This is a genomic window from Neobacillus niacini (assembly GCF_031457145.1).
GTDB classification, from domain to species: Bacteria; Bacillota; Bacilli; order Bacillales; family Cytobacillaceae; genus Neobacillus; species Neobacillus niacini_J.
On the sequence record NZ_JAVDVZ010000013.1, the window covers coordinates 76,829 to 97,362 of the forward strand.

Annotated in this window: 19 protein-coding genes; 7 read left to right on the forward strand and 12 right to left on the reverse strand. The window is 40.3% G+C overall.

The window, feature by feature from the left end; translation table 11 throughout:
• Window positions 1–3: 3 nt before the first annotated feature.
• The 4 genes from J2Y03_RS23110 to J2Y03_RS23125 all read right to left on the reverse strand — a co-directional run bounded on the left by J2Y03_RS23110 (window position 4) and on the right by J2Y03_RS23125 (window position 4,238).
• Window positions 4–1,605 (reverse strand): ABC1 kinase family protein, encoded by a 1,602-nt coding sequence (locus J2Y03_RS23110; RefSeq protein ID WP_310198860.1) that lies wholly within the window; start codon window positions 1,603–1,605, stop codon window positions 4–6.
• Window positions 1,606–1,640: 35 nt separating this feature from the next.
• A complete protein-coding gene (locus J2Y03_RS23115; RefSeq protein WP_310199005.1) occupies window positions 1,641–2,633 on the reverse strand; it encodes a serine hydrolase domain-containing protein in 993 nt (330 codons plus the stop codon).
• 422 nt (window positions 2,634–3,055) lie between these two features.
• Entirely contained in the window at window positions 3,056–3,574 is a 519-nt protein-coding gene (locus J2Y03_RS23120; RefSeq protein ID WP_310198862.1) for a dihydrofolate reductase family protein, read from the reverse strand.
• Window position 3,575: 1 nt separating this feature from the next.
• A complete protein-coding gene (locus tag J2Y03_RS23125; RefSeq protein ID WP_310198864.1) occupies window positions 3,576–4,238 on the reverse strand; it encodes an HAD family hydrolase in 663 nt (220 codons plus the stop codon).
• Between the two features lie 164 nt (window positions 4,239–4,402).
• Here J2Y03_RS23125 and J2Y03_RS23130 point away from each other — a divergent pair, with 164 nt between their 5' ends.
• Entirely contained in the window at window positions 4,403–4,837 is a 435-nt protein-coding gene (locus tag J2Y03_RS23130) for a hypothetical protein (RefSeq protein WP_310198867.1), read from the forward strand.
• 727 nt (window positions 4,838–5,564) lie between these two features.
• Here the strand turns inward: J2Y03_RS23130 and J2Y03_RS23135 are convergent.
• On the reverse strand, window positions 5,565–5,819 hold the full coding sequence (locus tag J2Y03_RS23135) for a hypothetical protein (protein ID WP_310198869.1): 255 nt from the start codon (window positions 5,817–5,819) through the stop codon (window positions 5,565–5,567).
• A 550-nt stretch (window positions 5,820–6,369) separates the two neighbouring features.
• Entirely contained in the window at window positions 6,370–6,831 is a 462-nt protein-coding gene (locus J2Y03_RS23140) for a hypothetical protein (protein WP_310198875.1), read from the reverse strand.
• A 508-nt stretch (window positions 6,832–7,339) separates the two neighbouring features.
• Here J2Y03_RS23140 and J2Y03_RS23145 point away from each other — a divergent pair.
• Both J2Y03_RS23145 and J2Y03_RS23150 read left to right on the forward strand, forming a co-directional pair.
• Entirely contained in the window at window positions 7,340–7,672 is a 333-nt protein-coding gene (locus J2Y03_RS23145) for a PadR family transcriptional regulator (RefSeq protein ID WP_310198879.1), read from the forward strand.
• Window positions 7,669–8,355 carry a DUF1129 family protein gene (locus J2Y03_RS23150; RefSeq protein ID WP_310198882.1) on the forward strand — a complete coding sequence of 229 codons (687 nt, stop codon included), beginning with the start codon at window positions 7,669–7,671 and terminating at the stop codon, window positions 8,353–8,355. Before J2Y03_RS23145 ends, J2Y03_RS23150 begins: the two co-directional genes overlap by 4 nt.
• A gap of 348 nt (window positions 8,356–8,703) precedes the next feature.
• Here the strand turns inward: J2Y03_RS23150 and J2Y03_RS23155 are convergent, their stop codons facing one another.
• Together J2Y03_RS23155 and J2Y03_RS23160 are read right to left on the reverse strand one after the other, a co-directional pair.
• Window positions 8,704–10,857 carry a YhgE/Pip domain-containing protein gene (locus tag J2Y03_RS23155; RefSeq protein ID WP_310198885.1) on the reverse strand — a complete coding sequence of 718 codons (2,154 nt, stop codon included), beginning with the start codon at window positions 10,855–10,857 and terminating at the stop codon, window positions 8,704–8,706.
• Between the two features lie 107 nt (window positions 10,858–10,964).
• Window positions 10,965–11,534 (reverse strand): TetR/AcrR family transcriptional regulator, encoded by a 570-nt coding sequence (locus J2Y03_RS23160; protein ID WP_310199007.1) that lies wholly within the window; start codon window positions 11,532–11,534, stop codon window positions 10,965–10,967.
• A gap of 216 nt (window positions 11,535–11,750) precedes the next feature.
• Between J2Y03_RS23160 and J2Y03_RS23165 the strand changes: the two genes are divergently transcribed.
• From J2Y03_RS23165 to J2Y03_RS23175, 3 genes are all read left to right on the forward strand, one after another.
• The gene (locus J2Y03_RS23165; protein WP_310198888.1) at window positions 11,751–11,873 is read left to right on the forward strand and encodes a hypothetical protein; all 123 of its coding nucleotides are present in this window, start codon (window positions 11,751–11,753) and stop codon (window positions 11,871–11,873) included.
• Window positions 11,874–12,185: 312 nt separating this feature from the next.
• Complete coding sequence (locus J2Y03_RS23170) at window positions 12,186–12,335, forward strand: hypothetical protein (RefSeq protein WP_310198890.1); 150 nt, start codon at window positions 12,186–12,188, stop codon at window positions 12,333–12,335.
• Between the two features lie 207 nt (window positions 12,336–12,542).
• Window positions 12,543–14,174: an SWIM zinc finger family protein gene (locus J2Y03_RS23175; RefSeq protein ID WP_310198893.1), complete on the forward strand. Its 1,632-nt coding sequence runs from the start codon at window positions 12,543–12,545 to the stop codon at window positions 14,172–14,174.
• 535 nt (window positions 14,175–14,709) lie between these two features.
• Here the strand turns inward: J2Y03_RS23175 and J2Y03_RS23180 are convergent.
• Complete coding sequence (locus J2Y03_RS23180) at window positions 14,710–14,877, reverse strand: hypothetical protein (RefSeq protein WP_310198896.1); 168 nt, start codon at window positions 14,875–14,877, stop codon at window positions 14,710–14,712.
• On the opposite strand from J2Y03_RS23180, the gene J2Y03_RS23185 reads away from it, so the two are divergent.
• Window positions 14,856–17,387: a DEAD/DEAH box helicase gene (locus J2Y03_RS23185; protein ID WP_310198899.1), complete on the forward strand. Its 2,532-nt coding sequence runs from the start codon at window positions 14,856–14,858 to the stop codon at window positions 17,385–17,387. The genes J2Y03_RS23180 and J2Y03_RS23185 overlap by 22 nt on opposite strands.
• 147 nt (window positions 17,388–17,534) lie before the next feature.
• On the opposite strand, the gene J2Y03_RS23190 is transcribed toward J2Y03_RS23185, so the two are convergent.
• From J2Y03_RS23190 to J2Y03_RS23200, 3 genes are all read right to left on the reverse strand, one after another.
• The gene (locus tag J2Y03_RS23190; RefSeq protein ID WP_310198902.1) at window positions 17,535–18,611 is read right to left on the reverse strand and encodes a 3D domain-containing protein; all 1,077 of its coding nucleotides are present in this window, start codon (window positions 18,609–18,611) and stop codon (window positions 17,535–17,537) included.
• 454 nt (window positions 18,612–19,065) lie between these two features.
• Window positions 19,066–19,911 carry an Rpn family recombination-promoting nuclease/putative transposase gene (locus J2Y03_RS23195; RefSeq protein ID WP_310198905.1) on the reverse strand — a complete coding sequence of 282 codons (846 nt, stop codon included), beginning with the start codon at window positions 19,909–19,911 and terminating at the stop codon, window positions 19,066–19,068.
• A gap of 40 nt (window positions 19,912–19,951) precedes the next feature.
• Window positions 19,952–20,347, reverse strand: coding sequence for a hypothetical protein (locus J2Y03_RS23200; RefSeq protein ID WP_310198907.1), 396 nt, complete (start codon window positions 20,345–20,347; stop codon window positions 19,952–19,954).
• Window positions 20,348–20,534 lie beyond the last annotated feature (187 nt).

Sequence of the window (20,534 nt, forward strand, 5' to 3'; positions counted from 1 at the left end):
TACTTACCGTTTTTCATGCATGTACTTCATCCATTTTTTCTGTTTATGACTACTAATAAAATAACCGATCATAGTAACAGCGGACACTCCAATGGACAGATTCCGAATGAAATCGTGCTCGGTATAGATACCTGCTACGATCCCAATGAAGCCAAGCAATGTTATTTGAAATAAATGCTTTTTATTACTTTCATAGATCGTAAATTGAAAATGTCTTCTTTGTTCAATTTCCTTATAGTCTACTAGTTTTTGTGGAGCTTCAAGGAATTCGGTTACTGAATGGATCAGCTTAAAAACAGGCTGCGATTGAATCCATTGCCATACCAAAGACCATTTATTATTCCCTTGTTTGTTTAGCCACTCCATGAATACAGGATTTCCTAACTCCATCAATTCTTCCTCTGGAGCCAAATTGCGGATGATTCCCTCAATGGTGACAATCGACCGTCCTAAAAAAACAAATCTTGTTGGAACTTGAATCGGCAGGGCTTTAATCATATCGTTCATTTCTATTTTTAATGCAAGCAGATCCATCTCCTTTAATTGTTCGGGCTGGAACGCAGCGAATTCAGCCAACAGCTTTTCCATCGTCCTTGTCTCCGCATCAGGAAGTAGAAATCCTAATTGAGATAAGCTCTCCACCGCTTTCGCATAATTTTTAGAAAGAAAGCTTTCAATTAATTTTTGAAAATGCACGGCATCCTTTTTGGTGATTTCTCCAATCATCCCAAAATCAAGTAAGATGATTTTCCCCTCCTTCGAAACCAGAACGTTTCCAGGGTGGGGGTCCGCATGAAACCTGCCAGGCTCAAGCCATTGGGGCAGGAATACTTGAATTAGCTTTTTCGCAAGCTCTTTTCGACTGCTATTCTCTAACGACCCAAAATCTGTAATCCGTACGCCATCGACCCATTCCATTACCAGAACATTTGAGGTGCTAAGCTCGGAATAAACATCAGGAATCTGAACACTATCCATATCCTTAAACCTTTCTTGAAAAAAGAGTATGTTGTCGAGTTCCTTTGAGTAATCAAGCTCCCGTTCAATCACTTCTTTTAATTCCTTAAACAGGACTTTAAAATTGATAAATCCTTTTGGAATCGGAACAAGGTGATCCGCAAACCAAATGATGATTGCTAAAACCCGGAAATCCGTTTGTACAATGGTGTCGATATGAGGGCGTTTTACTTTAATCGCGACCTCTGTTCCATCTAGAAGCACACCTTTATACACCTCTCCAATGGAAGCAGAAGCAACGGCTGTTTTTTCAATAGAAAGAAACTGTTGATGCAGCGACTCAGCAACAAGAATTGTCTCAATTTCACTCCATTCTGATGGCGGAACTTTATCGGTCAGATCCTCGATTTGACTGATGAAAGCTTTTGGAAGCAAATCTGCTCGTGTGCTTAATATCTGTCCTACTTTTATTAATAAGCCCTCTAATTCAAACAGTGTTTTTCGATACCGTTCTCCAATTCCCCCCCAAAGTATGTCCCACTCTGTTTTCGGCTTTCTTCTAATCTTATACCAATAGATTTGCAGGAAGATGACAAAAGCCATAGACAGCACCTTTGACATACGAACCAGCTTATTTCTTGTTCTCATTCCCTATTCCCTCATTTCTAATTGATCTCGTTTTTCTATGAGGTAAATGTATCTGCTACTACGTTGCTAAACTCTCTTAAATAATCGAGGTAATTGCTGCCTCCATAGTTGTATCTTTTATTGTACATTTTTGCGACGACGAGGTTATATTTTGGAATGACTAATAACGTTGGTCCTGTTATGCCTAGGATTTGATAGGACCCTTTTGGTACTCTTTCTCCTATCTCGCTTCTTAACCTCGGTGTATCTTGGACATACCAAAACAATCCGTTTTGGGGCAAATCTTTATTTTTATAAGGAGAATTTTGAACTTGTGTCACTGATTGAATCACTTCTTTTGGAACGATTTGCTTCCCATTTATGCATCCATTGTTCAAATGAAGATTCCCCCACAAGGCAAGCTCCCGGGCAGATGTATGCAGATTTGATTCCGTCCCATCCTTTTTGTGGCCTAATGTATAGGTAGCAGGCTCGTTGGGCTGATCGATGACCTGCACCAATTGTTCATTTGGCTCTGTTTGCCAATGCGTTTCCTTAAATCCTAATGGCTGGAACACTCTTTCTTCCAGCAGGTCGGGAAAACTTTTACCATAAACTCTGTTTATTAGCTCCGTCATCATTAAAATATTTATCCCTCTGTATGCCCACCCTTCGCCAGGAGCGAACTCTCGAAAAATCGTTCCGTCCTCCTTCTGATGTAAACCGTGAGAGTGGGTGACCAAATGCCTGATTGTCGTTTCCTCTAATAATTCCATATCAAAGTATTTTATTGCCAAGTCATCGAGACTTTTTATTTTTCGATCATATAATGCATATGCAACTGCTAAACCTAGATAACTTTTTCGCGCAGAGGCGATATTAAATTGAGAGCTTTTGTGAATAGGCATGGAGTTAGTTTCATTCGAATGATAACCGCTATAGTGCTCTAATACGATTTTGTTGTCTTTGAGGATTACGAGTGCAGTTCCACTGCTATGATTGCGTTCCTTTATATCTTCAACATAAGAAATTACTTTTTGAAAAATAATAGTCAGCCACCTTTTTAAACTTATTTTATATGGTAACTAGTAGAATTGGCTAATTTATACAATAGGTAAGGAAGAATATGAGAAATTGATTTACTGGAGTTTCGCGTAGAGCATGCCCGTGGACATCTGGGCTCAGAACCAACGGGTTCGAGAGGCATATCGAGAGAGCCAAGGCTAAATAATGGTTTGGCACGTAATCCTCCAAAGACACCCCATATATTGGAGAAATAGTTACCTGGGCCATGCCTTTTTGAGCTTGGGAATTGATTAGGCAGATAAACTAATGAAATTGGCAGGTAAATTAAAATTTTTGGCAGGTTAGCTTGAAATCAGCAGGTGAAGAGATTATTTTGGCAGATAAGATTTTTTCACTAAAAATCTAATAGAGAAGGACAAAGACTGATAAGGTCCTTGTCCTCACATCATTTGATATAATGCAATTCAGCAAATTGCTTGTAACGTCTTACGTCAACCAGTGTCAGCTTGTTCTCCTGGTCTCCTGGCACAAACAACTGAATCCCCCTGCCAATGATAGTAGGAGCAATTTGAATAATAAACTCGTCTACTAGTTTTGCTTGCAGAAGCGGCTGCAGCACCTCACCTCCGCCAACCATCCAAATCCGATTGCCCTCTTGCTCCTTCAACGATTGGGTGAACCCTGCAATATCATCATTAATAAAATTTACATATTCAGTAGAGCCCGTCGAAGTTCGAGAAAAGACATAACAGTCCTTACCCTCATACGGGAATTTATCTGGCGAGAGGATTGCGATCTGATCATACGTACTTCTGCCCATTAAAATCGTATCCACACTATTATAGAAATCCTCGTACCCCGTCTCCTCTTCGCCTTCCGTCCCAAATAACCAATCCAATGAATGATTCTCTCTCGCAAGATATCCATCCAAACTTATCGCTCCATAAAATACTAACTTCCTCATGCTACATGCCTCCAGTTATTAATAAAGGTATCTCACTAAGATTACTCACGATAAAATCCGCTTCTGCCTGGTCCCAATGAGGGTCGGCCTTCCAGATTCCTTTCATCCCTAAGTTCTGTGCTGCTTTTATATCATTTTCAGGATGGTCTCCGACAAATATACTTTCTCTTGCTGCAACATTAAGTTGCTCTAATGCCCTCTTAAAAATTTCAGGATCTGGCTTTTTTAATCCTTCCCATTCCGATATTAAAATACTTGTAAAATACTTTTCGATTCCCAATGCTCTTATATTATCCAACTGAAACTGCCCTCTGCCATTTGTAATCATTCCTAAAAGAATATTCCTATCCTTCAACTCTTCTAGCATACTGAAGAGGTTCGGAAACGGAATGCAGTGATTTTTAAATTCGTCGATATAATCTTGAAGCAGTTCCTCCCAGGTAAGCTCCGTAATCCCAAATTCCTCTACCATCTGCTGGTACACTTTATCCTTCCATACATACCCGCGCTGATCTAACTCTATAAATCGCTCCACATAGATCTCTCGCCGAATATGACCTATAGAGTTGTTCAACCTGTCATATTGGCTATAAATGAAGCTTTTTACAGACGAGTCTCTATCTAATAATGTCCCATCTAAATCGAATAGAACGGCTTTAATCATGTTTTGCACCCCCACGCTCACCTATTCTTCTATTTCATCAACCAAAGTTCCTTCTGGTATTTAACCTTTTTATTGTGCGCATGTTACTTAAGAAAGGGTATAATTGAATAATGAACTTAACACAGAGTTGTTCAATGCTGTTTTCTTAATTTCGGAGGTATAGGATGAAGTTTTTTATAAAGTTAAATACGATTAGTGCCTTATACGCTTTAGCGTTGTTTATCGCAATTGAACTCATAATCAATGTATCCCGTATTAGTACTTTAACTGGATGGGAATGGGATCATGTTTACATTTTAATTGCTGTTATAAATGTTATTGGACTTCTACTTTCAACACTTATTTTTATTAGTTTAACTAAAAAATGGATGATAGGTAGTAAATACAGCTATTGGTCACTCATTCTGTGGGTACCCTATTTTATCCTTTTATTCTCTTTTTTCTATACTTACGTTCCTTTTAGTTCAGAAGTAACCCTTTTTCCGAGATTCAGTCTTTTGATTTTTGGGTCTGGCATTCTGTTCCCGGTTTATATTTTATTTATTAATGTATATGCTTCACCTTTAAGTATAGATGAAGAGGAAATGTGGCAAACATAATACAAATCTCTTTTTATACCTTTTTCATCTTGTCCGTAGAATCATGAATAGCTCAATTCATTTTGTTAACTGAGCTATTTTTTTATAAAAACCTTCCGGCAGTACATAATTGGCGCGTTTCTTTATTAAGAATACAAAAACCTTATTTATATAACCTCACTTACTTGTGATACGGTTCACCGTAATACAAGTAAGTGAGGTTCTCTTGGATTTTTGAGATAAAACTCAATCCCTTTAAATAAGATGTTTTGTCCTTAATTGAGTAACCAGCAAAAGTAAAATAAGCGGAGATTTTCCGGTTATTTACAGAATGAAGATCGTTTCGGGGTATATAAGCGGAGGTTTTCCGGTTATTCAAAGCAAAATCCCCCATTTTCACGTTTTTCGAGTCAATAGGCGGAATCTCTCCGTCTATTTAAGCCTTTTTTAACAATAATTACTAATTTAACGGAATTTCTCCGTCTATTTATCAGCTCGGGCGCTTAACCTAACTCCCAACCGATAAGTGCGGACCCTCTTGATTCTAAATGCGGGAATCAGCAGCTTTTTATCGACCAGCTTATAAAGATCAACCAAATGTGTACTCAAAACGGCCCTGCAAATGACAGAAGCTTTGACCCTCTTTTTTATTTAAGAAAGCACCCGCAAACGTAACCCTTTAAACCCATTTCCACTGCTGTTTATCTGGAAAAAAGACCTTCTTAGCTTGAAGTGTCGTATTATCTGTTTAAGGCATTGAAGTTGTTATGAATTCGATAGCAATGGTTACAAGCAACAAAAACACCATTAACCAACTAGATACTAATAATAGCTTACTCATGATGCTTACCTCTTTTATTACTCTTAACAAGACAAAGCCCGTAATGGTCAACGCCAGCCACACTCCTGTTCCCCATGTGGAAAATAAAAGGCTAGAATTTGCCACCCAAAAAACTAAAATAATTGAATGAAAGATTACTAACAACAAGGTAACCTGTTTCATCATGCCACTCCTATGTATATCTATATATATAGAATATCTATGTATATTTACACTATACAATTATTAGTATGTCACTTCAACTCCACACCCTATTTGTCCCTTGAATCCCTTTTTTCCCTAAGAGGTTAATAGGATAATCCTCTTATTTTTGTAAAATAATTGTGTAACAACTGGTCCTTCCATTGCATACAATATATAAGACGTAAGGAAGCACCTGACGTCACCTGGACTGACTTTTTTGAAGTCAGCCTTTTTTTATGCTAGAAAACATTGCAGTACATAGATAACCTTGTTCTCGACAATTATTTTAATAGTAAGCTGCCATGAGTTCGTTTTTCAAAAGGGTTTGGGTTGTTTTAATCAAATGATATACAACTAAAAAGCAGTAGATTTCAATTAAGAATCACACTGCTTTTAGCACTTATTAGGAAAAATCCGTTTAGGAGATTTTACTAGATAGTTTTCTAATTAAGATGAAATTAAGAGAAACCAAATCATCTAACTATTTAGTAAGGGCACTACATTCAGTTCAAGACTCAGTTTTGGAGTTTTACTTTTTCTGTTCTGGTAATTGGATATGTGTAACAACAAACCCAATTGGGCTGATCATGGGTAAATCTTCAATTGTCAATCCATTGGCGCTCGCGATAATCTCCAATATATACGTGTGTTGTCCAGGAGGAGGGAAATCTGCCCACGTAATGGAAAGTGGTATTCGTTGATTGCCAGGTTCACTATTGTTAAGTGTAGCAGTATTTGTAAAGATTCCTTCTCCATCTCTTCGAAATCCCATATTAAGGTTGATGGAATAAAGTGAAATGCCCTTACTAAAAACTTCTATTCCTGATGAAGCTTCTAACTTTACCACTTGGTTTTTTCCTGCATCAATGGGAACTTCGAAACTAAGAGTTATTTCAAAATTTTTATTTTCATCAATTGGTGGAATCGAAGTAGCTGTGGTAGGTTCTCCTTTTACAAATACACCTAAAATACTTCCTAGTTTTTTCGACATATTTATCACATCCTTTTAGCGTTATGCAATAAATATATGTTTCGTTATACTAAGTGCTTGTACATATTGGTATATTCTATGCAGTTTATGAATTATACCAACCAATTCCTACCAATAATGGTGATGTGATTGCAAAACCATATAATCTTTTTTGATTGGCACAAATAACTTTTCCCGGCAGGATCGCCAGCAGGATTGCGCATGCACCCGCTGGCCATTCTCGATTTGAAAAAGTGTATGTAACGGGCTAAGGGCAATAAATGAAGGCATTCCATCTTATACACTTCTTTTCATTTTTCTTTTCTGGAAAGATTTTGGAATTAACATTGACAATAAAAGAACAATGGAATACTATAAATATAACTACTATGTATAACAAAGTAGTTGTTTTTTTACCAGCTATCTTGTTTAGCAAAGTAGTTGTTTTTTTATTAACTATCTTGTTTAACAATATAGTTGCTGTTGTACCTTATTAAAGGCTAACAAAGTAAAGAAAAGGAGCACTACCATGTCCTTAAGAAGCCAATTATTAAAGGGAATTTTGGATGGATGTGTCTTAGCTGTTATTGAAAAAGAACCTGTTTATGGCTACGAATTATCTAAGAAGCTTCAGGAATTCGGATTAAGTGATGTTAGCGAGGGGACGATTTATCCCGTATTGCTTCGTTTACAGAAAAACGGCCTTATCAGGGGAGAAATGCAGCCATCCGAGTCTGGTCCAAACCGCAAGTATTATCATTTAACTGAAGAAGGCAAAGCGTCTCTAGACATGATTGCATCAGAGTGGCAACAGATTGTTGAACCAGTTCATACTTTATTTAAAGGGAGAAATTTACAATGAAGGCTAAACAATTAATTGAGGAAAATAACAAAAAACGTGAACAACTCACACCAGAGAACGAAAAATACTATAGTGATATGCTCATTTACATTCGTCTGCAATTAACTCTGTCCGAACAACAGTCCGAAGAAGTGTTGATGGAAATGCTTGATCATCTCCTAGATGGACAAAACGAAGGCAAGTCGGCCCGGGACATTTTCGGTGATGATCCTAAAGGGTATGCGGATGAAATCATTCAGAACTTACCGAAGGAACAGAAACGTTCAGTCATTCCGTTTATTATGGGGATTGTTCTTAATCTGTTAAGTTGGATGCTAATGATTCGGGGAGTGGTTATTCCCATTGCTTCACAACTTAATAAGGAGGATGTGAGTTCTAGCGTTTATCTGTACCCAACTCTTTTGACATTTGCAGTTATCATAGGATCCGTTGCATTCGGCGTATGGTATATTTTTAGGATTATCAAACAATCCCTGTTTAATGAAAAGGCTAGTGAGAAGAAAGATATGGTAAAGGCTGGAGTTTTCGGAGCAGTCGCCATGGGACTCGTCATAGCTGTAACCATGTTTATGCCAGAATTCGGTCCTTCCTTCCACTTTTCTTGGTGGGCATCCCTACTGACAGGCGGGGTACTTTGGCTAGTCGTATTTTTGTTTAAAAAATTTGAGGTTTGGTTTAAGTAGAAGGTGGATTTTTTGGTGGCAAAATCGGTTTGGCACATAAATTGATGAATTGGCACGTAAATCTTAGAATTGGCACACAAAATAAAAATTTCGCACATAAAACAGTGATTTGGCACATATGTTGGGGTTTCCTTAAAAAAGGTCATTTTGTTTGATCCTAGATTAAGGTTGAGCACTTCAAACTTTATCACAAAGAGACCTAAGCCCGGCGTTCGCCTGGGCTTTTTAGCTCTCTTGGTGGCGGTGGAATCGGTTTGGCACATAAATCTAGAATTTGGCATATAAGCCCCACGCCTATAAAAAAACACCGAATTCACTGCCTCAGCGAACCCGGTGTTTTTCCAATTGTTATGCTGCTTGCTCAATCATCGTTTCACGAGCCTGATTGCGTTTGAAACAAATGGCCATGTAAGTGAATGTCACAAGCATGAACCCTATCATGTAGCCAAGCAAAATTGCGTTGTTATGCCACATATATGCAAAATCGCCGCTTGAGATGACTGCCTTAAACGCTTGGACGGTGTATGTCATTGGAAAGAACGCGTTAAAAGGCTGCAGCGCCTCAGGTATTAACACAAGTGGGAAGGTTCCCGCGCTTGTGGTTAATTGCATAATCAGAATGAGAATCGCGATGAAGCGACCGACATCTGCCATCGTCGTGACCAACATTTGAATCAATGTCACGAACACCATACTTGTGATAATCGATGTCACCATAAATAACGGCAAACTTTGTACCTCGATACCTAAACCGACTACCAACACAAAATCGACCAATAGCGCTTGAATGATACCGATAATCGTAATAACACCTAATTTACCGAGAAACCATTGTCTTGCTGAAGCTGGTTGAACGGCAGGTTCTCTTAATCCGAAAACGATAGAGATAATCAATGCCCCGACAAAAAGCCCGAGTGAGATAAAATATGGTGCAAATCCGGTACCGTAGTTTGGCACTGTGTTTATTTCATTTTCATCAACCTTAACTGGTTCGCCCATCATTTCATAGGTATCTTCGTCCGCTTTAAAACTGGCTGCCGCATCGGCTCCATCTGCCAGCTTCTCATTTAATTCCGAGGTTCCAGCTTCCAATTTCTCAGAGCCCGTTTGTAATTCAGACGAACCCTCCGCAAGCCTTCCAGTTCCATCGGCAATTTTATCGGCACCTTCTGATAATTGGCCCATACCCGCTGTCAGCTGGTTTGCACCCGCATTTAATGCGGTGGATCCTTCATAAAGGTGGTGGATACCTGATTGTAATTTTGCCTGGTTGGCATTAATTTCTCCCAGACCACCGATTAATTGATCAAAAGCGGGATCAGTTTGCTTTTTCAATTGCTCTTCTAAACCTGAAGCCGCTCCAAGTAATTGACCATTTACCTGGGATCTAAACTGCGTGAAGCCCTGATGTAGTCCCGGAGTGATAGCTTGTGCAACCTGCTGCTCGACCTCAGCCTTAGTTGGCGCAGCTTGTTGTTCCATGATGGCCTGGACGGTTTCAGCTGGAACACCGTTTGCAATCAAAGCCCCTGCAAGCTCTTGCATTTTTGCCTTTTGCTGTGCGATTATTTGGTCGGCTATCTGCGCAGACAATCCGTCACCCAATTGAGTTTCAAAATGATTAATACCGGCATTTAATTTTTCCGTACTTCCAGTTAATTGACTGCTAATACCTGCTGCAATTCCAGCCGGTAATTCTTTTTTCATTTGCTCTGCCCCGGCTTGTGCTTTTGCGGTGCCTGTCACCAGCTGCGGAAGCTTTTCATCCACTTCTGCTAACCCTTGATTGATGGCTGTTGACCCTTTTGCCAGTTCAACAGTTCCTGAGGCAGCCGTGTGCACCCCTTCCTCGAATTGTATCGATTTACTTGCTAATAATTCTAGGTTCTCCTTAACCTGTCCTACTCCCTCGGTAAGTTTTGCACTGCCTTCTGAGAGTTGATTGGCTCCCTCACTTGCTTGGCTTAACCCGCCAGCCATATCGGTTACTTTTTCAAAAATACTTTCAGAGTAGGTTGCGACAATCTCTTTTGAAATCTCCGCTTTGATTTCCTTCATCGCGGTTTCTCCAATTTGCGCCGATAGGAAGTTCGCCCCTTCATTCGGCACATACTTGATTTCTAACTTTTGTGGCTCATCCTCAAGAAGTGTCGTTGCATTTTTTGAAAAATCATTTGGAATTTCTACCAGGATATAATGCTTTTGTTCCTCCAACCCTTGATAACCCTGCTTTTTATCCACGATATCAAAATCAAACGTGTTACTTTTTTTAAGATTTTTGACCAGGTCGTCCCCAATCTCTAGCTGCTCACCATTAAGCTCTGCCCCTTCATCCTGGTTCACAATCGCCACCGGCAGGTCGCCTAAATATTTATAAGGATCCCAAAATGCCCATAGAAACATACCCGCGTAAAGAACTGGTATAAAGAGGATGGCAATGATGGGAACGAGAACCTTGCGATTGGAAAGGATAGTTTTCAGTTCTGCTATTATTCCATACATGATTACATTCCTCCTGATTGACTATTTTATCCATTTAGTCATTATTAGATATAAAATATTGACCATTTTGTTCAAGTAGTCATTTTTTTTATAAAAATAAAAGACTTTTAGGTTAACAAGCCTTTTAGTAAATAGAGTTCAAAGAGCTTTGAGATTTCTTCTTTATCCAATGGTGGATGGTTTCTTTGCCAGTCGACCACTAATGAAAAGTACATTTTTAACATGACAAAGGCTGTTACCTCGGGATCACACGCTTTGATTTCACCTTTGTCAATCGCCTTCTGGATGATCACTTTCATGTACTGAACGATGGATTCCTCCACCCTCTGCATGGCTTCGACAACGATTTGCGTCCCCATATCCCGTTCTTCCTGAATCAATTTGATGGTCAACTGATGGGTTTCACGAAACTCATGAACACGAACTAAAACTGTGTGGACATTTTCAAGAATTGAGGCAGAATCGTCCATGGCGGCTTCCACTTCTAATCGAATATCAACAATAAGCGAAGTAATAATTTCATCAAATAATTCTTCCTTTGTTTTGAAAAAGGTATAGATGGTCCCTTTTCCCACATTGGCTAACTTGGCAACCTGATCCATCGTCGTTGCCTTATAACCATACAAAGAAAAAGACTTAGCCGCTGCCTCAATAATCAGCTTCTTTCGATCAACAATCGCCACAACCACTCACCTCACTTTTAGTAAACTGACCGAAATACTAAATCAGTCAATTTTACAAAAAGAAATATATCACATTGATTTTAAAATAGCAAATGTCGGCTTATCTTTTTTAAAAGTGCAGATTTTGTCAAACACTTTTATGGAACTAATTCCCACTTATTTGCGTCTTATTGAGTAGAGACAAAAAGGAATAACTGGGGGATCATTTCGATGAAAAGAGTTTTAATTGCGTTGTTTTTTGCGCTTGTTTTGTTTTGTGCTACTGGGGGTTTGGAAAGATTCGCTTCAGATATGGAGAAACAGGAACCAGAGGTTTCCCAAGATATAGATTAAGCTGCCAAGATATCATTATAGATTTTCAGTCCTAGCGCTGCTGGGACTGTTTTTGCGTTCTGTGCCGTGACCAATTTTCGTATTTGGACATACCTTGATAGAAGTGTAGCTACCAGCAGATTGATTGCCACTTGACTCAGCTCGAACGCGAGAGACAGCGTCAACAACAGGAAATGAGTCAGTTACTGCAGGCGCACGAGATTGTAACTCAATGACTTGACATGTATTTTGAATCATCCTTCGATTGGATGTATAAGAGAATGATAGATTGGTAAGAATGATGATAGAAATGAATCTAAGGGGGAAAATAATATGAATGAAACGAAATTCCTATTATCACAGTTTGCTAACGAAGAAGGCTTCGAGCTCACTAATTACCTTACTCACCTGTTTGAATATGTGTCTCAGCAACTGGGGCAGACTCCTGCAATAAACACAACTACTGAAATGGAAAATAGCTAAGTCGAGGCGTCGCACAATGCCTGGACTTTTTTTGTTCCTTCTAAATACGAGAAAATCAGGCTTTTTAGCTAGTTCTCATTTGCAAATCAAAGAATATTTTAAACAAAAAAGGCCCGTCCTGTATAGAAATCCTCTTTTCTCTCCTCGAATGGTCAATTTTTGGGTATAATATAGGAATATGGATTTTCGGAAAAGGGGGTCGCGGCTTTGGAGTCGACCACTATTAATGAACGGATTGAACTTCTTGCGTTACAGATGAAAGAGTTGCTGCACCCGCATGTTGTCGATGATGTTAAGCTCGTTCAAAAGGGCTTAATGCTGTACCGACAAGGGTTGGTGAAGCAATTACAAATATGGAATGCCCAGATTACCGCGATGGTGCAGGACGTTACGCCTTGTTATGTTAAGCTCAATTTTGCCTTTTTGGCTTCGAGTGAGTGTACCTGCCCTAACCAGGGACTGTGCCGCCATCAGATGGCTGTATTTTTTGCTGCATATGCAAGAGTAGGCAGTGTTGCCGAATGGGTTGCAGAGTGGCGGGAACCGATGAAAGAGAAAAATGATGTCACGAACTGGGGACTGCAGACGGCAAAGGATTTAATCAAGGCAAACGGTGTAATGAAGCCTGATTATCGCCGCTGGGTAGAATCCTTCGAGATCAGCTTTGATACCATTCTTAATTCAAAAAAGTATTCGAGCCCTTTCATTATTGCTGAGCTGTTCAATATTTACGAACGGCGAATTCGAGCGAGCGCTCCGGTGGAACAAGAATGGCGCTTGTTATATGAAATGGTCGGAATTATTGTATCGTTTAAAAAGCTCGCCGTTCTGACAGAGGATTCGGGTTTTGCGGAGGACGCTGTTAGACGTGCCTATCTCTCTGTGTTCCATAACTTAATTGAGGATGCGGATGATCTTGTATTAAAAATTGGCGTGCAATCGCTGCCTTTTGACTTCGACGAGTTTATTTTGAAATTAAAGGATGATGTTTTTGAGCTCTTGACTGCCTCTACTGGGCTCGAGCAGGAACGTGTCTATCTGTACCGCCTCCTCTGGACGAATCTTTTTAAAAAGAAGGAGTGGCGTGAGCAAGAAATCTTACATATTAATGAGCGAATGAAGACCTTGAAGGATTGGGAAAACCCCACTCCGCTGATGGTGGCAGGGATTCATATCAGCTTTTTACAGCAAAAGGATGAACTGGCCTTAGAGTTGATTGGGAAATTTGACGATGAAGTCATTACCCCTTATATGCTCCACTGGATTGATCTATTGTCACAGACAAAGGCGTGGAAACGGGTTGGACCTTTAATCGAGCTGTTTTCCTCCAAACTAAAAACTTATTTAGACTTTTTGCGGACCTATCATTCATGTGCTGCTTTTACCCGGTCGGCGCTTAAGGCCATCGCACCATACATTTCGGAAAATGGAAAAGCTGAATTGTACGAACGCGCGCTGCTGGCGACTTTACCTTATAGTTATACGGAATATGAATTTTCGCTGTTTGAACGAAAGCAATTCGAAAAATGGGGTGACCTCCAGGCATTCATGGGCTGGAGCTTTTATGACCTGCCGCGAGAACGCGTCAAGGTAATCGAAAAAGAGAAACCAGAGGTACTGCTAGGAATGCTGCATCAATCGGCGCTGAACGAAATCAACCAAAAAAACCGTTCCAGCTACAAAGCAGCCGTCCGCCATCTAAAAAAACTGCGGACCCTGTACAAAAAAATCAAACGAGTCGACGACTGGCAATACTTCCTCGACAACCTAATGGAAAAAACCAAACGCCTCCGCGCCTTCCACGAAGAATGCAGAAGGAGCAAACTTATTGAAGAATAGTCTGGTTGAGGTGGTTTCAGTAATGTGGTGACATTCTGCGGTGACAGGCACCGCTCGTGGACACTTTCCACCTCAGGCGGACAGTTTTATTGCATATATTTGTGATTTTTGGGGTTAATTTTGGTTTTGGACTTTTTCTAGTGGGTTTTGGACTTTTTCCCTTGTGCTTTGGACTATTTCGGGATACTTTTGGACTTTTTTCAAAGGGTTTTGGACTTTTAGACATTATTTGGAAATGAATCAAGCTAAATTGGCCTCCACCCGCCCTAATAAAGGAGTAATAATACGATGCTGAAAACTAGATTTATTAAGCTACTGACAATTAAATTGGAAGATGGTCGCTATCTTTTGGCTGCTGAGGATGAGCACGGATATGGGTTACCTCCTTCTGAGTGGAAGAATGTGCTGTTCGGCAGGCATGAAGAGAGCTTTTTTGGCACGCTTCTAGAGACGGAGTCAGTGGATGGCATCGAGGGTGTTGTGGTTACTGGCTGGCACCTTGTCTCTCTTTTTGCGAAGGAATCCTTTAATCGGTTTATTGACTGGGACTGGAGCGATCAATCGGAAATTTGCCTGGCCGCTGCTCACGCCCTTCACGAAGGAATCCTCGAGAAGGATTGGCTGCCGGACTTTTCCGTGTGGGAACATGGCGACTTCCGCTGGCAGCTCCCTGTCCGGGTAATGGATGAATTCGATCCATCATTCTGGGACCAGCCTGTAGATTCCCATGACGAAGAATCTGAAAAGGTGCAGGAATTTATCTCTGATCTATACGATCATGCTTTAGATGCTTACTTAACGCGGAATTCGGCTATGAAGGATCTTTTCGGTCCAAAGCTTGCTTTACTTAGGAAACAAAATATAGCTGGTTCAGATCTTGCCCGTTATTTTGATGAAGAAAGCTGGCTTGAGTGGGTTGGAATCAAAGAAAGTGACACTCCCTTCACGATTGGTCTGAGGTTAGAAGAACCCCTAGACGGCGAAGGTCTGTGGAACCTGGATGTCTTTTTACGTGGCAAGAAGAATGTGGATGATGTATATGCCCTAAACGGAAAACTTCCAGCGAGATGGAAGCCATTTTTAGACAGGGTTGACCGTGAGCAAGGTCGCTGGGTTAAGTTGATTCCATGGTTGAGTGAGGACGGAGCAACCTTAAAGCCTGGGTTCACAGAGGAAGAAGCATGGATGTTTCTGACGGAAGCAAGTGAAACACTTGTAGCTTTGGACGTAGAGATTCTGCTTCCTTCCTGGTGGCAAGCGATGAAAAATGCGAATTTAAAGGTGAAGGCATCTCTAAAAGGGTCATCCAGCCACCGTCCTTCGTTTGTCGGACTGCAGGCAATGCTCGATTTCAATTGGCGTTTTTCCATGAACGGCGTCGACTTATCTGAGGATGAGTTCAGTCAACTTGTCGAAGAAAAACGTCGACTTGTCTTTATTCGCGGGCGCTGGGTTAAGCTCGATCCAGGCTTTATTCGACAAATTCAGGATTTGATGAAACGTGCCGAAAAGGAAGGCTTGCATGTAAGGGATCTACTTGAACAAGAGCTAGTGGAGACCCCTCCCACTGAAGATGAGCTAGAAAACCCAAAAGCCTTCGCACGGATTCAAATTGAGCTGAACAGCTCTTGGAAAAAAATGATCAAGCAGCTTTCCGAAGCCAATGAGATTCCCTTGGAAACAGTTCCTGATGGGCTTCATGGCGAACTCCGCCCTTATCAGCAGTTAGGAATGAGCTGGCTCTGGTTCCTCCGCCAATACGGTTTTGGTGCCATTCTCGCGGATGACATGGGGCTCGGAAAAACAGTGCAGCTAATCGCTTATTTATTGAAGGTAAAGGAAGAAATCGGAGCACTCTCTGAAATGGTGACAGGCACCCAAATTGATAACGATTCTAAAAAGCAAGCCACAGGCAACGAAGAAAAGGGTTCAAGTGAAAAAATGCCCGTGAAGGCTGCTTTGATTATTTGCCCAACATCTGTACTTGGTAACTGGCAGAAAGAGCTTGAACGGTTTGCGCCTGAAATGAATGTATATTTGCATTATGGATCGAACCGGTTGAAGGCGGAGGCTTTTTCGGAAAAGGTTAAGGATGTCGATATTGTCCTGACTTCATACGGGTTGAGCCATATGGATACAGAGGAGTTTGAGTCCATTCTTTGGAGCTCGATTGCCATCGATGAAGCACAGAATATAAAAAATGCGGGAACGAAGCAGTCAAAGGCGGTTCGAAGGCTGCGCAGCGGCCATCAAATTGCCTTGACCGGTACTCCAATGGAAAACCGATTATCCGAGCTGTGGTCGATCTTTGATTTTACCAATCATGGTTATCTTGGCAGCTTGGGCCAATTCCAGAAAAAGTTCGTGATTCCGATTGAAAAGGATGAGAAAAAAGAAAAGGTTAATGAGCTTCAGTCGTTAATTCGCCCGTTCCTGATGAGGAGGACGAAAAAAGACGAAGAGGTTGCCCTCAATCTTCCTGACAAACAGGAGCAAAAAGAGTACTGTCCACTCACAACCGAGCAAGCATCGTTGTATGAGCAGCTCGTCCGGGATACTTTTGCAGAGATTGAAAAGCTGTCAGGTTTTGAACGAAAAGGGTTAATTTTACAAATGCTTAGCAGGTTGAAGCAGCTTTGTAATCACCCTGCGCTCTATTTAAAAGAACGGTCAGCTGAGCGACAGCTTCTTGAACGCTCCAATAAGTTAGAAAAACTTGTCGACCTTGTAGACGCCGTTTTGGACGCAGGCGAAAGTTGTCTCATTTTTACTCAATATATTGAAATGGGTGAAATGATCCGTGCGACCATAAAGAAGAAGTTTGGGGTTGAGGTACCATTCCTGAACGGAAGTGTACCAAAGACACAGCGTGATAGCATGATAGAGAAATTTCAAAACCATGAGTTCCCTGTGTTCTTGCTTTCATTGAAGGCCGGAGGAACCGGACTGAACCTAACGGCAGCCAATCACGTCATCCACTACGACCGCTGGTGGAATCCTGCAGTTGAAAACCAAGCCACCGACAGAGCGTATCGAATCGGTCAATCCCGCTTCGTACACGTGCACAAACTCATCTGCACCGGCACACTCGAAGAAAAAATTGACGCCATGCTCGAGAAAAAGCAACACCTAAACGACCAAATCATCCAAAGCGAAAACTGGATCACCGAACTCTCCACCGATGAGCTCAAGAATTTAGTTTATTTAGGGTGACAGGCACCGCTCGTGGACACTTTCCATCTCAGGCGGACACTACTACGATAAACCAGTCTTCGGACTGGTTTTTTATTGCAGAAGTTAACCTTTCTAAGCAAAAAGAGATCTAACATCCATTTGATGTCAGATCTCTTTTTGCTACAGCTATTGTAATACGACGATTTTTACGGTTTTTCTGCCCCATGCGTATGCTTGGACATTGTTTGGCATAAGTACATCGATTTTATGTCCCTTTATCGCCCCGCCAGTGTCCCCAGCAATCGCAACGCCATATCCCTCTACCCATACTCTTGATCCTAATGGGATAACAGATGGATCAACTGCAATTAACTTCATATTTGGATTTTCCTTAATATTGTGGCCCATGCGCGTGATACTTCCTGATGATTCATGGCTGTACGCAGTTGAAGTGACATACATTTCATTGCCTGTTTGTCCTGTTGGTGCTGGTGTTGCAGCCGGTGCTGGCGCTGGTGTGTTAGCAGCGGCCATGGATCTTGCTGCTTCTTGTTCTTGGCGAACCTTCGCTTGTGCCTCTGCCAACTGTGCTTGAATTCCGGCCATTTCTTGATCGACTTGGCTATATTTTTGTTGCATTACAGTTAAGGATTCTTGTCTTTTTTGCAAATTTAGATTCAGTTCTGCTTGCTGTTTGGTGAGATTTTCTTGTTCTACTGCCAGCTGTTCTTCATGCTTAGCAATTTCTTCTTTATCCATTTCAATTTGCTTTAGGTCGTTTTCTTGGTCAGTCATTATATCTTTATCAGCGTTTAACAGGGTTGTTACCGCACTCGCGCGGTTAATAAGATCTGCTACATTTTTAGATTCTAAGATTACATTGATGACTACATTTAAATTGTCATCCTTTTGCATGGCCACTAACCGATTTTTCATAACATTTTTTCGGTTATGTATTTTATCCTGAAGGACGACGATTTCCTCTTTTTTCTGTTCGATTAGTTGTTGGGTTGCAACGATTCTCTTTTGAGTATCTTCCAACGCTACTCTATTTTGTGTAATAAAAGATTGTAAATCTTCCATATCTTTTTTAATCTGTTCGATTTCATTGTTAATAGAGTTCTTTTCATTCGCCTTTTGTTCAAGCTCTTGCTGAACAGTATGTAAAGCGTCCTTACTTGTTTGTGCATGTGCCACAACCGTACCTGACACCAATAATACGCATGTTAGAAACATGAAAATCATACGCCTTAAACTTTGCATACGCTTCCCCCTTCTCTATTACTCTATTTATACCAGAACTATGTACCAGTTATATTACAAAAATATTAAAACTCTATCACAAATTGTCATATAACAGTGGAAAACACTAGGAACAGATGAAAAATATGGGTAACCCACCCGGTGCCTGTCACCGCTCGTGGACATTTTGCTCGTTTTGTCCGTGTGGGGTGGACAATGGGTTTGTTTGTGTAACCTTTACGTAATCTGATGGTGTTTTTTATGTGGGTGGTGCACGCGCAAAGCAAGGGGAAAGAGGATATATATTGTTAAATTCGTAGTGGTTTTGTCTATATTGTGAAATTCTTGGGGAAATTACGCTTTTGTGAATAACAGTAAAAGGGCTCCGAAGTAACTTCGAAACCCTTTTTTTGATTAAATTTGTTATGCATTTGTAATATTCGTCTAGAATGGTACATTTCAAAAACCCATTTGGCTATTCTTGGGTTTCTTTTAACTTCCTGTCTAACTCCTCTTCACTATATGGGGTAAGTTTAGCAGCTTCGTTAAGAGGCATTCCTCGGGACAGAAGACCACGTATTATAGTTAATATCCCTATTTCCATGCCCTTCTCCATGCCTTTTTCCTTTGCTTCTTCTAACCGGCTCCGCTCGTCTGATAGAGCTTTTGCCCGCCTTTCGTACTCTTTTCTAGTTTCCGGGTCAGCGCTTAACATTGTCAGCTTTTCCTCTGCTTTACTTATTACATCCATCCTCAATACCTCCCTAAGCAAATAATCAGGAACATCATCTTTTAAAAAAAGTAGCCAGCAATGGAGTGGATTATTCAAATCATACGTAATTTCCTCGAATTTTGGAAACTCGATGAAATGGATTTCCAGCAAATCTGTTAAGTTATTTTTTGTTTTAGATTCACCTATTTTAAATGTGGAATGAAAGCACTCATCTCGTAATTCCTCCAACTTAAACCCTAAAATATTGATAGTGACAGTCTTTTTCAGTTCTTTATAAAGACTCCCTGATTCAAATCCCTCTACAAAAAGCTTTGACCAATAAAAAAGGGTTCGTGGGATCATGTTTTTTTGGTCTAACAGTTGAACTTCGATATTTATTTTTTCACCGGTTGCCATTTTTGCCTTTATATCTAAGATACCTAATTTTTCTTCTTCCTTAAATCGATTGAGTTTTTCATTCTCAATAGTTAGATTCACAATTTCTATTTTAAGGATCGCATTAAGTAGACCAATTAAAAGCTCATTATCATTTTGGTCTCCGAACAACTTTTTAAACAAAAAATCATTTAATGGATTAAGGCGATTCAACACAATCCCTCCTATTATTTTACCATAAAACTACCTTTCCTTAGTCCTCCACCTTCTTACTGGCCGCCAAAACCCTTGGCTTCCCTTTTTCTCTTTTTCTAATTCCTTTTCTTCCTGATAGCATTAAAAATGCGACCTTATTATCGTCCATAATCGCAAAGTTCGTGAAGATATCGTAGGCTTCTTCTTCGGAGAGCTGCTTCTCGCCTTGTATTAGCTGCAATGACTGTTGTCGGCAGTTGAAATGGGTGTTACTTTCAAGAATATGGATAGAAATATGGTATTGGTGAAGAGGGATAGATTGGTAGGACAGGTTTGGAGATATGGGATGAGTCTTTTTAGAGAGTTGTATCGCATCGTAGAAATCTGGTTTACCTTTAATGTTCACTTCCAAGTGACTCGGTCGTTCCCCGATAAAAATTAATGAGTTTGGCATTTGTTAATATGACCTCCAATGAAAGACAAATATTTACATCAACATTTATTATTCGACAATAATTTTAGCTTTCCTTTTTTCCTCGATTGATTTTCATTCTAATATAGGTATATAGTCCATAGTTTTCACACATTGTACACATCCAAACTATGACTTTTCCATTATCTTTATAAAAAAATCTAAAAAA

Bases quoted from the DNA above. Each gene is read 5' to 3' on its own strand.
- J2Y03_RS23135 (WP_310198869.1), bottom strand. From the start codon at position 5,819: ATGAAACAGGTTACCTTGTTGTTAGTAATCTTTCATTCAATTATTTTA.
- J2Y03_RS23145 (WP_310198879.1), top strand. From the start codon at position 7,340: ATGTCCTTAAGAAGCCAATTATTAAAGGGAATTTTGGATGGATGTGTC.
- J2Y03_RS23170 (WP_310198890.1), top strand. From the start codon at position 12,186: ATGAATGAAACGAAATTCCTATTATCACAGTTTGCTAACGAAGAAGGC.
- J2Y03_RS23110 (WP_310198860.1), bottom strand. From the start codon at position 1,605: ATGAGAACAAGAAATAAGCTGGTTCGTATGTCAAAGGTGCTGTCTATG.
- J2Y03_RS23125 (WP_310198864.1), bottom strand. From the start codon at position 4,238: ATGATTAAAGCCGTTCTATTCGATTTAGATGGGACATTATTAGATAGA.
- J2Y03_RS23155 (WP_310198885.1), bottom strand. From the start codon at position 10,857: ATGTATGGAATAATAGCAGAACTGAAAACTATCCTTTCCAATCGCAAG.
- J2Y03_RS23185 (WP_310198899.1), top strand. From the start codon at position 14,856: ATGGATGAATTCGATCCATCATTCTGGGACCAGCCTGTAGATTCCCAT.
- J2Y03_RS23180 (WP_310198896.1), bottom strand. From the start codon at position 14,877: ATGATGGATCGAATTCATCCATTACCCGGACAGGGAGCTGCCAGCGGA.
- J2Y03_RS23120 (WP_310198862.1), bottom strand. From the start codon at position 3,574: ATGAGGAAGTTAGTATTTTATGGAGCGATAAGTTTGGATGGATATCTT.
- J2Y03_RS23165 (WP_310198888.1), top strand. From the start codon at position 11,751: ATGAAAAGAGTTTTAATTGCGTTGTTTTTTGCGCTTGTTTTGTTTTGT.
- J2Y03_RS23150 (WP_310198882.1), top strand. From the start codon at position 7,669: ATGAAGGCTAAACAATTAATTGAGGAAAATAACAAAAAACGTGAACAA.
- J2Y03_RS23130 (WP_310198867.1), top strand. From the start codon at position 4,403: ATGAAGTTTTTTATAAAGTTAAATACGATTAGTGCCTTATACGCTTTA.
- J2Y03_RS23190 (WP_310198902.1), bottom strand. From the start codon at position 18,611: ATGCAAAGTTTAAGGCGTATGATTTTCATGTTTCTAACATGCGTATTA.
- J2Y03_RS23140 (WP_310198875.1), bottom strand. From the start codon at position 6,831: ATGTCGAAAAAACTAGGAAGTATTTTAGGTGTATTTGTAAAAGGAGAA.
- J2Y03_RS23200 (WP_310198907.1), bottom strand. From the start codon at position 20,347: ATGCCAAACTCATTAATTTTTATCGGGGAACGACCGAGTCACTTGGAA.